This window comes from Ensifer sp. NM-2 (genome assembly GCF_003024455.1).
Classification (GTDB): Bacteria; Pseudomonadota; Alphaproteobacteria; order Rhizobiales; family Rhizobiaceae; genus Ensifer; species Ensifer canadensis.
In genome coordinates, this window is sequence record NZ_PVZR01000012.1 from 46101 (window position 1) to 58650 (window position 12550).

Below are 12550 nucleotides of genomic sequence, written 5' to 3' on the forward strand. Positions count from 1 at the left end.
GCCAAGGATTTCGAGATGCTTTTGATCTATTGCCCCTATTGCGAAGAAGAGCGCTCCGAGCTCGAATTCCGCAATGCCGGTGACGCCCACATCGTCCGCCCTGCCAACATTGCCGAGATCAGCGACGAGGAGTTCGAGGAATTCTTCTTCCTCCGGCAGAACCCCAAGGGCCTGATCTTCGAACGCTGGCGCCATATCCACGGCTGCGGCCGCTTCTTCAATGCCGCGCGCGATACGGTCAGCGACCGGTTCTACACCACCTACAAGGCGGGCGAACCAAAGCCCGATGTTGCCGCCATTCTGAACAGCGAGCAGGACAAGGGAGCGGCACGATGAGCGGCACCAACCGTATTGCAGGTGCCGGCCGTCTGACGCCGGCGCGTACCGCCCGCTTCACCTTCGACGGACGCACGCTGACGGCGCTCGAAGGCGATACCGTCGCCTCGGCATTGCTTGCCAACGGCATCCATCTCGTCGGCCGCTCGTTCAAGTATCACCGTCCGCGCGGCATTCTTTCCGCCGGAGCCGAGGAGCCGAACGCGCTGCTCGATATTTCGCGCGATGCGGCCCGCCGCCAGCCGAACGTGCGCGCGACGGTGCAGGAAGTCTTCGATGGCATGAAGGTGGAATCGCAGAACCGCTGGCCGTCGCTCGCCTTCGACGTCGGCGGGTTCAACGACCTGCTGTCGCCGTTCTTTGCCGCCGGCTTCTACTATAAGACCTTCATGTGGCCGAAGGCTGCCTGGCACGCGATCTACGAACCCTTCATCCGCCGTGCGGCCGGTCTCGGCGTCGCGCCGACGGAAGCCGACCCGGACCATTATGCCAGTCGCTATGCCCATTGCGACGTGCTGGTGATCGGCGCCGGTGCTGCCGGCCTCTCCGCAGCGCTTGCAGCAGCCAAGGCCGGTGCCAAGGTGATCGTCTGCGACGAGCAGCCGGAAGTCGGTGGCGCGCTGCGCTATGAAGGCGGCACGACGATCGACGGCAAGGACGGCTGGGACTGGGCGCAGGCGACAGCCAGGGCGCTTGCCGCGATGGACAACGTCACGGTGCTCACGCGCACCACCGGCTTTGGCTACTACAACCACAATTTCGTCGGCCTCGTCGAAAGGGTGACGGACCATCTGTCCGTGCTCGACAAGGCATTGCCGCGCGAGCGCCTCTGGCAGGTGCGGGCGAAGAAGGTGATCCTCGCCAACGGCTCGATCGAACGCCACATGGTGTTTGCCAACAACGACCGCCCGGGCATCATGCTCGCTTCGGCCGGACGTACCTATCTCAACCATTACGGCGTTGCCGTCGGCTCCAAGGTCGGCGTCTACACCGCGCATGATTCCGCCTATGAGGCGGCCTTCGATCTCAAGCGCGCCGGCGTTGCCGTTCCTGCCATCGTCGACTGCCGCGACAATCCCGGCGAAGCGGTGCTTGCGGAAGCCCGTCGCCTCGGTATCGAGGTGCTGACCGGCCACTTCGTCGTCAATGCCGGCGGCAAGCTGCGCGTCTCCTCGATCAGCGTTGCCCGCAATGGCGGCGGGTCGGCGCGCAAGATCGCGGTCGATGCGCTGCTGGTTTCATCCGGCTGGACGCCGTCGGTGCACCTGTTCTCGCAGTCACGCGGCAAGGTGAAGTTCGATGCGGCAACGCAGCGCTTCCTGCCGGGCACCTATCTGCAGGATTGCCTGTCGATCGGCGCCTGCAACGGCACCGACGACCTGCAGGCAACGATCGACGAGGCGTTGGCAGCCGGCGAACTGACCGCACGCGCGGCAGGCGCCGAAGGTGGCGCCCAGGTGACGCTCCACGGCGACAATGCCTTCAGCTGGACCGGCGGCATGATCGGCGCTGCCGAAGGGGCCGGACCCGACACCACCGTCAAGGCCTTCATCGACTTCCAGCATGATGTCTGCGCCAAGGATATCCGGCTTGCGGTGCGCGAAGGCATGCATTCGATCGAGCATATCAAGCGCTTCACCACCAACGGCATGGCGTCAGACCAGGGCAAGCTGTCCAACATGCATGGCCTTGCCATTGCCGCCGAAGCGCTTGGCAAGGACATTCCGCAGGTGGGTCTGACGACCTTCCGCCAGCCCTACACGCCGGTAACCTTCGGCACGATCGTCAACCATTCGCGTGGAAGCCTGTTCGATCCTGCCCGCAAGACGCCTGTTCATGCCTGGGAAGAGGCGCATGGCGCCGAGTTCGAGGATGTCGGCAACTGGAAACGTGCCTGGTTCTACCCGAAGGCGGGCGAGAGCATGCATGAGGCGGTCGCGCGCGAATGCAAGACAGTACGCGAGGTCGCCGGCCTGTTCGACGCCTCGACGCTCGGCAAGATCGAGGTGGTCGGCCCGGATGCGGCCCAGTTCCTCAACCTGATGTACACCAACGCCTGGGACACGCTGAAGCCCGGCCGCTGCCGCTACGGCATCATGCTGCGCGACGACGGCTTCGTTTATGACGACGGCGTGGTCGGCAGGCTTGCCGAGGACCGCTTCCACGTGACGACCACCACCGGCGGTGCGCCGCGGGTGATGCACCATATGGAAGACTACCTGCAGACGGAGTTCCCGCACTTGAAGGTCTGGCTGACGTCGACGACGGAACAATGGGCCGTTATCGCCGTGCAGGGTCCGAAGGCGCGCGAGATCATCGCTCCGCTCGTCGAAGGCATCGATCTTTCCAACGAGGCTTTCCCGCATATGAGCGTGACCGAGGGCAAGATCTGCGGCGTGCCGACCCGGCTGTTCCGCATGTCGTTTACCGGCGAGCTCGGCTTCGAAGTCAACGTGCCGGCCGATTATGGCCAGGCGGTCTGGGAAGCGATCTGGGAGCGGGCCGAACCCATGGGCGCCTGCGCCTACGGCACCGAGACCATGCACGTGCTGCGCGCCGAGAAAGGCTACATCATCGTCGGCCAGGATACCGACGGGACGCTGACGCCCGACGATGCTGCCCTGTCCTGGGCAGTCTCGAAGAAGAAGGCCGATTTTGTCGGCATCCGCGGTCTCAAGCGCCCTGACCTCGTCAAGGATGGTCGTAAGCAGCTGGTCGGGCTCCTGACCAAGGATCCGAAGGTGGTGCTGGAGGAGGGCGCACAGATCGTCGCCGATCCGAACCAGCCGAAGCCGATGACGATGCTTGGCCATGTGACGTCGTCCTACTGGTCGGAAAATTGCGGCCGTTCGATCGCGCTCGCCGTCGTTGCTGGTGGCCGCGCACGCCTCGGTCAGACGCTGTACGTGCCGATGGCCGACAGGACGATCGCCGTCGAGGTGAGCGACATGGTGTTCTTTGACAAGGAAGGGGGTCGCCTCCATGGCTGATCTGGCAACTGCAACCCGCAAGGCTGCTCTTACTGCCCGCGGCGGTTTCGCCGAGGTGGTCCTGACGCCGGCACCCGCCGCTTCGCGCCTGTCGCTGCGCGCCGGTGCCGATGCGCTCTCCGGTCTTTCGGCGGCACTCGGCGTGACCTTGCCGGCACGGCCGAAGACCTCGGCTTTGAGCGGCAAACGCCATGCGCTCTGGCTCGGGCCGGACGAGTGGCTGGTGATCGACGAGAGCGAAGGTGACCTGATGGCCGCGGCCGCATCGAGCGGCACGCTGCACTCGGCGGTCGATGTCTCCCATCGCAACGTCGCCGTCATCGTCAGCGGTCCGGGCGCCGAAGTCGCGATCAACAGCGGCTGCCCGCAGGACCTGTCGCTGCCGATCTTCCCGGTAGGCGCCTGCTCGCGCACCATCCTCGGAAAGGTCGAGATCGTATTGCTGCGCCTCGCCGAGGACACGTTCCGCGTCGAATGCTGGCGGTCGTTTTCCCCCTATGTCTTCGGCATGCTGTCCGAAGGAGCGGCGGACGCTGGCCACTAAAGCTTTTCCAGGAAAACTGCGAAGCGCTCTTTCGTCAGGAAATGCGTACAACAAAGAAATATAGCGTTTTCAGGCGTTAAGCTGGAAACGCTCTCGGGCCGGCAAATTGCTGCGCGATCTTCGGGATGCGCAACGCCCTGTGGCCGGGTCCGCAATCCGACCTTGCCGCCGGCCTTCTCCGGCGGCTAAGCTGCCCCCGTTTGCAAGCGGGAGGACATCTTGAAGACACGGGCAGCAGGGCAGCAGTGCTCAGGCACGCACCGGTCGAGCGGCCCTATGCCAGGTCGCGACCGCTCTCGATCGAGACCGTCGACCTCGACACACCGGGACCCGACGAACTGCTGGTTCGCATCGGCGCTGCCGGTCTCTGCCACTCCGATCTTTCGGTGATCAACGGCGACAGGCCACGGCCCGTGCCGATGGCGCTCGGGCATGAGGCGGCAGGCACGGTGGAGGCCGTCGGCAGCGCAGTGCGCGATCTCAAGCCCGGCGATCGGGTGGTGATGAGCTTCATGCCGAGCTGCGGCGACTGCCAGCCTTGTGCGGAAGGGCGTCCGGCGCTCTGCATTCCAGGTGCCGAGGCGAATGGCAGGGGAACGCTGCTTTCCGGCGAGCGCCGGATTCGTTGCGACGCTGTTCCAGTCCATCATCACCTCGGCGTTTCCGGCTTTGCCGACTATGCGGTCGTCTCGCGCCATTCGGCAGTGAAGATCGAGGCGGACCTGCCGCTGGTCGAGGCGGCACTCTTCGGCTGCGCGGTGCTGACCGGCGTCGGTGCGATCGTCAATACCTGCCGCGTCCAGGCGGGCCAGTCGGCCGCCGTCGTCGGTCTCGGTGGCGTCGGGCTTGCCGCGGTGCTCGGAGCGGTCGCGTCGGGCGCGGAGCGGGTCGTCGCGATCGATCTCTCAAAGGACAAGCTGGCGCTGGCACGCTCGCTTGGCGCGACCGACACTTTTGTCGCCACCGATCCGGATGTGGGGGATGCGATCCGCGAGGCGACGTCAGGCGGTGTCGATCATGCGCTGGAGGCGGCCGGTTCGGTCAAGGCGTTCGAGCTTGCCTATCGCATCACCCGCCGCGGCGGAGCGACCGCGTCGGCCGGCCTTGCCCATCCCTCAAGCCAGATTGCCATCCCAGCCGTCAGCCTGGTCGCCGAAGAACGCACGCTTCGCGGCAGCTACATGGGAAGCTGCGTGCCGAGCCGCGATATTCCGCGCTTCATCGGGCTTTATCGGCGTGGCAAGCTGCCGGTCGACAGGCTGCTATCGAGCACCGGTCCGCTCGAGGAGATCAACGAGGCCTTCGACCTGCTCGACCAGGGCAAGGTCATCCGGCACGTGATTGCGTTTTGATCAGAGCCGCGCCGTAGAGGGTGAGCTTGGGCTGCCATCGCAGGATTTAGGCATCGGCAGGGCGGTCCTTCGGATCGAACTGGATGATCGTCTGCCAGGTGGCCGTCAGTGCCGGTTTGCGTTCACCCTCGATTTCGACCGTGACCTCATAGGTGATCATCAACATGCTGCTGCCACGGAAGCGCGCGTCTGCGATGGTGAAGTGCCCGCGCACGCGGGTGCCGCTCTTCACCGGTGCGATGAAGCGCACCTTCTCGAAGCCGTAGTTGATGCCCATCGTCTGTTCGCGGATTTTGGGCAGGCAGCTGTAATTCATCGCCGACAACAGCGACAGCGACAGGAAGCCGTGGGCGATCGTGCCGCCGAACGGCGTCTCGGCGGCGGCGCGCACCGGGTCGACATGGATATACTGATAATCGCCGGTTGCCTCGGCGAACTTGTCGATCGTGTCCTGCGTGACCGTGATCCAGTCGGAGACGCCGATCTCGGTGCCGACCAGCGGTCTGATTTCGGAAAGTGAAATATCCTTCAGCATATGGCTGTCCTGAAAGTGGCCCCCCAACGAATCTATAGGACGGTCGGGTGAGTTCTAGCAAGTGGTGGGAATAGTTCAGAAATTTTCGACGAAGAAGGAAACGGAGCGAGGAGGGACAAAGGTGGGTGGGAGTTCTGCAGAAAGCGCATCTTGCCACTGGCCGTCGAGGCTTTCGGGCAGATGGATCGGGTGCGGCGCGTGGCTGCGATTGACGACGACGGCAAGCCGCGTCGATCGCGTCTTCTTGCCGTCGCGTGTGGCAAGCACCATCGTCAGGTTGTCCGTTGCCGGGTGCTCCCAATCGGTCACCGCCATCGGGCGACCATCGAGGCGCAGCCATTCGACATCGTCCTTGCCGGTAAAGAATGTCGTCTCGCCGAACACACCGAAGCGCTTCCTCAGCGACGAAAGCGCTGCCGTATGGGCGACCAGCGTCTCATCCATCGCGCTCCAGTCGATCCAGGTGATGGCGTTGTCCTGGCAATAGGCATTGTTGTTGCCACGTTGGCTGCGTCCGCCTTCGTCGCCGGCGGTCAGCATGATCGTGCCGCGGGACGCAAACAGGGTGCCGAGAAGCGCCGCCACGTCATGCCGGCGCGCAACCGTGATCTCGGGGTCGGTTGTCGCGCCCTCGGCGCCGTTGTTCCAGGAATGGTTCTCGTTGTGGCCGTCACGGTTCTCTTCGCCGTTGGCCTCGTTATGCTTGCCGGCATAGGCAACGATGTCGGCAAGCGCAAAACCGTCATGGGCGGCGATGAAGTTGACCGTTCGGGTGCCGGTGTCGCCCCAGCGGGAAAACGTATCCGAAGAGCCCGCAAGCGCTGTCGCAAGCGCACCGATCACGTGCCGGTCGCCGCGCCAGTAGAGCCTGACGTCGTCGCGCGCCCGGTCGTTCCATTCCAGAAACGGAGCGGGAAAATTGCCGAGCTGGTAACCGCCGGGGCCGACATCCCAGGGCTCGGCGATCAGCACGCGGTCGGCAAGCACCGGATCGGCTTGGATTGCCTCAAACAGGGGAGCGTTCCGATGGAAACCGGTCATGTCGCGGCCGAGGACAGAGGCGAGATCGAAACGGAAGCCATCGACGCCGGCGGCCAGCACGAAGTGGCGCAGGCTGTCGAGGATCAGCGCCTGGACGACAGGGTGGTCGCAGGCGATCGTGTTGCCGCAGCCGGTGTCGTTGATGAGATCGCCCGGCCTGTCGGTGACGTGGCGATAATAGGCGAGGTTGTCGAGCCCTCGCATCGACAGCGTCGTGCCGAGCCGATCGCTTTCCCCGGAATGGTTGAAGACCAGATCGAGGATGACGCCGATGCCGGCCTTGCGCAGTGCCTCGACAGTCTGGCGAAGTTCCTTCAACCCGCCCGGCACCAGCCGTGGATCGAGCGCCATCGGCGCGATCGGATTGTAGCCCCAGCCATTGCTGAGCCCCAGTAGCGGCAGGTGACGTTCGTCGATCCAGGCGACGATCGGCATCAGTTCGACGGCGGAAACGCCGAGCCGCTTCAAATGGTCGATGATGACGGGCTCGGCGAGCGCTGCGACAGTGCCGCGTTTCGCCTCGGGAATGCCTTGATGCAGCGCTGTGAAGGGTTTGACGGCGATCTCGTAGATCAACCCGCCCGCCCTGAAGATCGGCGGCTTCGGCTTGGCTGTCTTGACGTCCCTGACGATTGCCTTAGGCACCAGATCGGCGGTGTCCTCGCCGAAGATGGTGAGCCTCGGATCGTGCCGGAAAGGCCGGTCGAGTTCGATGGCGTAGGGGTCGACGAGCAGCTTCGCTGGATCGAACCAGAGGCCGTGGTCGGGCGAATAGACCCCATCAGCGCGAAAACCGTAGCGGGTTCCCTTCGGCGCATCGGCAACCATCAGGCTATGCACATCGCCGTCGCGCAACATCGGCAGCTGACGCAATGCCTTGGCGCCCGCCTTGTCGAACAGGCAGAGGTCGATGCACGCAGCATTGCGCGACCAGACGGCAAACCGTGTACCGTCAGGGGTAAGCGTGGCGCCGAGGGGTAACAATGCATCGGTCGGCATTAATCAGTCACCCCTCGGGTTTTCTTGCTATATCAGTCTCTTGCGCGCCCCTGATGGGCGCTCCGTCAGGTGATCACGCTCGGCTCGGTGCGGCCGGTGCGGGTCTTGATGCCGGCGATCTCATCGGCAACGAGGATCAGGTCGGCGAGCGCCTCCTGGGTGTCGATATCATGGCGGGCCGGATCCGGCTCGAAACGCTCGATGTAGACACGCAGCGTTGCGCCTGATGTGCCGGTGCCCGACAGGCGGAAGACGACGCGCGATCCGCCCTCGAACAGGATGCGGATACCCTGGTTCTTGCTGACGGAATGGTCGACCGGATCGTGATAGGAAAAGTCGTCTGATGTCGCGACCTTGAGCGCGCCGAAGGATTTCCCGGGCAGGGTCGCGAGCTGGTCGCGGAGCGCTGCCACTAGGCCGTTGGCGGCATCGCTGTCCACTTCTTCGTAGTCGTGGCGCGAGTAGTAGTTGCGGCCGTAGGTCGCCCAGTGCTTGCGGGCGATGTCGAGCGCGCTTTCCTTGCGCACGGCAAGGATGTTGAGCCACAGGAGGACCGCCCAGAGGCCGTCTTTTTCGCGGACGTGGTTGGAGCCGGTGCCGGCACTTTCCTCGCCGCAGATCGTTGCCATGCCTTCATCGAGAAGGTTGCCGAAGAACTTCCAGCCGGTCGGCGTTTCGTAGAGGCCGATGCCGAGTTTTTCGGCGACACGGTCGGCGGCGCCGCTTGTCGGCATCGAACGGGCGATACCGGCAAGTCCCTTGGCATAGCCCGGCGCCAGATGGGCGTTGGCGGCCAGCATCGCCAGACTGTCGGACGGGGTGATGAAGATGCCGCGGCCGATGACGAGGTTGCGGTCGCCGTCGCCGTCGGAGGCTGCGCCGAAATCGGGGGCGTTGGGCGCCATCATTGTCTCGTAGAGCGCGCGGGCGTGTACGAGGTTCGGGTCCGGGTGATGGCCGCCGAAGTCCGGCAGCGGAATGAAGTTCATGACCGAGCCCTTCGGCGCGCCCAGACGCTTCTCGATGATCTCCTTGGCGTAAGGCCCGGTGACCGCGCTCATTGCATCGAAGACGACGCGGAAGCCGCCCGAGATCAGCTTGCGGATAGCGCCGAAGTCGAACAGGCTTTCCATCAGCGCGGCGTAGTCGGCCACCGGGTCGATGACGGTCACAGTCATGCCGTCGATCTCCTGCGAGCTCTCGGCATCGAGGTTGACGTCGGCGACATCCGAGATCTTGTAGGTGTCGATCACCTGGCTGCAGGCATAGATCGCGTCGGTGACCTTCTCCGGTGCCGGACCGCCATTGCCGATATTGTACTTGATGCCGAAGTCTTCGGTCGGGCCGCCGGGGTTGTGGCTGGCGGAGAGCACGATGCCGCCGAAGGCTTCGTATTTGCGGATGACGTTGGAGGCGGCCGGCGTCGACAGAATGCCGCCGCGGCCGACGAGTACGCGGCCGAAGCCGTTGGCGGCCGCCATCTTGATGGCGATCTGAATGACTTCGCGGTTGTAGAAGCGGCCGTCGCCGCCGATCACCAGGGTCTGACCGGCAAAGCCTTCGAGCGCGTCGAAGATCGACTGGATGAAGTTCTCGGCATAGTTCTTCTGCTGGAACACCGGAACCTTCTTGCGCAGGCCCGACGTGCCGGGTTTCTGATCGCCATAGGGTGTGGTGGTGACTGTTCTTATCATTCTGACTTAGCCTTTCCCGAGAAGACCGGAATATAGTGAGACGTAACGCTCGGCACTTCTGGCCCAGGAAACGTCCGATTTCATGCCCTGGGTCTGCAGACGCGCCCAGACTTTCGGTTCGTTGTATGCACGGAAGACGCGCCGGATCGCAAGACGCAACCCGTCGGCGGTGACCGGCGTGAACTGGAATCCGGTCGCCACCTTGGCTGACAACCCGGCTTCGTTCGCGTCGATGATGGTGTCGGCGAGGCCGCCGGTACGGGCAACCACCGGCACGCAACCGTAGCGCAGGCCGTAGAGTTGGGTCAGCCCGCAGGGCTCGAAGCGCGACGGAATGAGGATTGCGTCGGATCCCGCCTGCATCAGGTGCGACAGCGGTTCGTTATAGCCGGTAACCATGCCGACATGGCCGCGATGGCGCGAGGCGGCGGCGAGAAGCGCGCCTTCGAGCGCCGTGTCACCGGAGCCGAGAACGATGAGCTTGCCGCCCATCGCGACGATCTCGTCGGTGACTTCGGCGAGAAGGTCCATACCCTTTTGCCAGGTCAGCCGGCTGATGACGCAGAAGATCGGGCCGTTACCCTGTTCGAGCCCGAAGCGTTCCTCCAGCGCCCGGCGGTTGGCGGCGCGCTGCTTCAATGTCGTCGCGCTGAAATGCTGGGCGATAAAGGGGTCGCTGGCCGGATCCCAGACGTCGGCGTCGATGCCGTTGACGATGCCGGAGAGGTCGGAAACCCTGCTCTTGAGCAGGCCTTCAAAACCCATGCCGAAGTCCGGAGTCAGGATCTCCTGCGCATAGGATGGGCTGACGGTGGTGATCGCATTTGCGGTCTGCAGGCCACCTTTGAGGAAGCCGACATCGCCGTAATATTCGACGAACTGCGTCGAGAAGGCTTCGGGCGGAAGTGCCAACTCGGCGAAGATTTCCGGCCCAAATTGCCCCTGGAAGGCGATGTTGTGGATCGTCAACACTGTCGGCGTCGAGGCGGCGCGGCCAAAGCGCATATAGACCGGCGTCAGTGCCGTCTGCCAGTCGTGCACATGGACGATATCGGGCTTCCAGCCGGACACGACATCGCCGGCGGCGATTTCGGCCGCAGCCAGCGACAGGGCGGCGAAGCGGCGAAAGTTGTCGACATAATCGCGGCCGGTGGCGTCGACATAGGGGCCGCCGTCGCGCTCGTAGAGGGCAGGCAGATCGAGCACCAGCAGGTCGAGGCCGTCAAGATCGGCCGCGAGAACCGAGGCCGGGCTGCCGAACAGATTGGCAAAACTGCCGACCTTCTTTTTCTTCTTCAGTTTCTGCAGCACCGCGGGATAGCCGGGCACCAGGGTGCGGGTGCGGATGCCGTGCGGCGACAGTGCGGCCGGCAGGGCGCCGACGACATCGGCGAGCCCCCCGGTCTTGACCAGCGGATACACTTCGGACGCAACGGAGAGGATGTTCATCAGCGGCGGACCTACATTCCCAGTTTGTCGATCATTGTCTGGGTGATCAGGCAAACGCCGTTTTCCGAACGGCGGAAGCGCTTCGCATCCAGTTCCGGGTCTTCACCGACGACGAGGCCCTCCGGAATGACCACGCGGCTGTCGATCACCACGTTGCTGAGCAGCGCGCGGCGACCGATCTTCACATCGGGCAGTATGACGGCATTTTCCAGTCGCGAATATGAATTTACTCTGACGCCGGTGAAAAGCAGGCTGCGATTGAGGGCAGCGCCCGAGATGATGCAGTCGCCCGACACCAGCGACGAGGTCGCGGAGCCGCGGCGGTTCTCGTCGTCATGCACGAACTTTGCCGGCGGCTTGATCTCGGCGAAGGTCCAGATCGGCCAGGTGCTGTCGTAGATGTCGAGTTCGGGCGTTACATGCGTCAGGTCGATATTGGCCTGCCAATAGGCATCGATCGTGCCGACGTCGCGCCAGTAGGCTTCGCGTTCGAAGTCCGAGCGCACACAGGACTGGTTGAAGCGGTGGGCGACCGCCTTACCGTTGTCGACGATATACGGGATGATGTCCTTGCCGAAGTCGCGGCTCGACTTCGGATCGGCCGCGTCGCGGCGCAACAGATCCATCAGGAACTTGGTGTGGAACACGTAGATGCCCATCGAGGCGAGCGCCATCTCGGGATTGCCGGGAATGCCCGGCGGATCGGCCGGCTTCTCGACAAAGGCGATAATGCGATCCTTGTCGTCGACATGCATCACACCGAAGCCGGTCGCTTCCATGCGCGGCACTTCGAGGCAGCCGATGGTGACGTCGGCGCCGGAATCGACGTGCTGCTGCAGCATCAGTTCGTAGTCCATCTTGTAGATGTGGTCGCCCGCCAGGATGACCATGTATTCGACGCCGTGATCCTCGATGATGTCGATGTTCTGGTAGACCGCGTCGGCGGTGCCTTCGTACCACTGCGTTTCGGAAACGCGCTGGCTTGCCGGCAGGATATCGAAACTTTCGTTTCGCTCGGGGCGGAAGAAGTTCCAGCCGCGCTGCAGGTGGCGGATCAGCGAATGGGCCTTGTACTGCGTGGCGACGCCGATGCGACGGATGCCGGAGTTGAGGGCGTTCGAGAGTGCGAAGTCGATGATGCGGGCCTTGCCGCCGAAATAGACGGCCGGCTTTGCCCGTCGGTCGGTCAATTCCTTCAGGCGGCTGCCGCGGCCGCCAGCGAGAACATAGGCCATGGCATCACGGGCCAAGGGTTGCGTACGCTTTTCCACCATTTGTCCTCCCCAAAATCATTGTTCTTCGGGATCGTCACGGCGACCTTTGGCGACGCCTTGCGGCCCTCGAAATTTCTTCTTGCACTCCCGCCGTCCGGTTCACCCCGTCGGGCTGGAACACTCTGCAGCGCCGCGCGTCTTATTAGACTTAGACGCGCAAAGGTCGCTGTAGCACTTTGAATTGCTGCATGTTTTTATCCTTAAATCGAATAGGATTTAAGGAAACATGCAGCAGCATTTCCGATTTGAACCAAGTCGAAGAAACGCTCTATCCCTTTGTTTTTGCGCATTTCCTGACGGAAAACCGCTTCGCACTTCCTGGAAATGCTCTAGAGC

General features: G+C 63.6%; 9 protein-coding genes. 4 read left to right on the forward strand and 5 right to left on the reverse strand.

Annotated features, from left to right (window positions below; translation table 11 throughout):
* Positions 1-15 precede the first annotated feature (15 nt).
* The 4 genes from C6558_RS22415 to C6558_RS22430 all read left to right on the forward strand — a co-directional run bounded on the left by C6558_RS22415 (position 16) and on the right by C6558_RS22430 (position 5222).
* A complete protein-coding gene (locus C6558_RS22415; protein WP_025424856.1) occupies positions 16-336 on the forward strand; it encodes a sarcosine oxidase subunit delta in 321 nt (106 codons plus the stop codon).
* Complete coding sequence (locus C6558_RS22420; protein WP_025424855.1) at positions 333-3326, forward strand: sarcosine oxidase subunit alpha; 2994 nt, start codon at positions 333-335, stop codon at positions 3324-3326. The genes C6558_RS22415 and C6558_RS22420 overlap by 4 nt, the downstream gene beginning before the upstream one ends.
* Positions 3319-3870: a sarcosine oxidase subunit gamma family protein gene (gene soxG, locus C6558_RS22425; protein WP_025424854.1), complete on the forward strand. Its 552-nt coding sequence runs from the start codon at positions 3319-3321 to the stop codon at positions 3868-3870. Before C6558_RS22420 ends, soxG begins: the two co-directional genes overlap by 8 nt.
* 200 nt (positions 3871-4070) lie before the next feature.
* Positions 4071-5222 carry a zinc-dependent alcohol dehydrogenase family protein gene (locus C6558_RS22430; RefSeq protein WP_051509185.1) on the forward strand — a complete coding sequence of 384 codons (1152 nt, stop codon included), beginning with the start codon at positions 4071-4073 and terminating at the stop codon, positions 5220-5222.
* Positions 5223-5268: 46 nt separating this feature from the next.
* On the opposite strand, the gene C6558_RS22435 is transcribed toward C6558_RS22430, so the two are convergent.
* From C6558_RS22435 to glgC, 5 genes are all read right to left on the reverse strand, one after another.
* Positions 5269-5757 (reverse strand): MaoC family dehydratase, encoded by a 489-nt coding sequence (locus tag C6558_RS22435; RefSeq protein WP_025424852.1) that lies wholly within the window; start codon positions 5755-5757, stop codon positions 5269-5271.
* Positions 5758-5832: 75 nt separating this feature from the next.
* The gene (gene glgX, locus C6558_RS22440) at positions 5833-7797 is read right to left on the reverse strand and encodes a glycogen debranching protein GlgX (RefSeq protein ID WP_025424851.1); all 1965 of its coding nucleotides are present in this window, start codon (positions 7795-7797) and stop codon (positions 5833-5835) included.
* A 65-nt stretch (positions 7798-7862) separates the two neighbouring features.
* Positions 7863-9491, reverse strand: coding sequence for an alpha-D-glucose phosphate-specific phosphoglucomutase (locus C6558_RS22445; protein WP_057205618.1), 1629 nt, complete (start codon positions 9489-9491; stop codon positions 7863-7865).
* A 6-nt stretch (positions 9492-9497) separates the two neighbouring features.
* Positions 9498-10940, reverse strand: a complete 1443-nt coding sequence (gene glgA / locus C6558_RS22450) for a glycogen synthase GlgA (RefSeq protein WP_025424849.1) — start codon at positions 10938-10940, stop codon at positions 9498-9500.
* An 11-nt stretch (positions 10941-10951) separates the two neighbouring features.
* Positions 10952-12214: a glucose-1-phosphate adenylyltransferase gene (gene glgC, locus C6558_RS22455; RefSeq protein WP_025424848.1), complete on the reverse strand. Its 1263-nt coding sequence runs from the start codon at positions 12212-12214 to the stop codon at positions 10952-10954.
* Between the last annotated feature and the right edge of the window lie 336 nt (positions 12215-12550).

Excerpts from the sequence above, each read along its gene's own strand:
- C6558_RS22415 (WP_025424856.1), top strand. The coding sequence starts at position 16 with ATGCTTTTGATCTATTGCCCCTATTGCGAAGAAGAGCGCTCCGAGCTC.
- C6558_RS22420 (WP_025424855.1), top strand. The coding sequence starts at position 333 with ATGAGCGGCACCAACCGTATTGCAGGTGCCGGCCGTCTGACGCCGGCG.
- soxG (WP_025424854.1), top strand. The coding sequence starts at position 3,319 with ATGGCTGATCTGGCAACTGCAACCCGCAAGGCTGCTCTTACTGCCCGC.
- C6558_RS22435 (WP_025424852.1), bottom strand. The coding sequence starts at position 5,757 with ATGCTGAAGGATATTTCACTTTCCGAAATCAGACCGCTGGTCGGCACC.
- glgX (WP_025424851.1), bottom strand. The coding sequence starts at position 7,797 with ATGCCGACCGATGCATTGTTACCCCTCGGCGCCACGCTTACCCCTGAC.
- C6558_RS22445 (WP_057205618.1), bottom strand. The coding sequence starts at position 9,491 with ATGATAAGAACAGTCACCACCACACCCTATGGCGATCAGAAACCCGGC.
- glgA (WP_025424849.1), bottom strand. The coding sequence starts at position 10,940 with ATGAACATCCTCTCCGTTGCGTCCGAAGTGTATCCGCTGGTCAAGACC.
- glgC (WP_025424848.1), bottom strand. The coding sequence starts at position 12,214 with ATGGTGGAAAAGCGTACGCAACCCTTGGCCCGTGATGCCATGGCCTAT.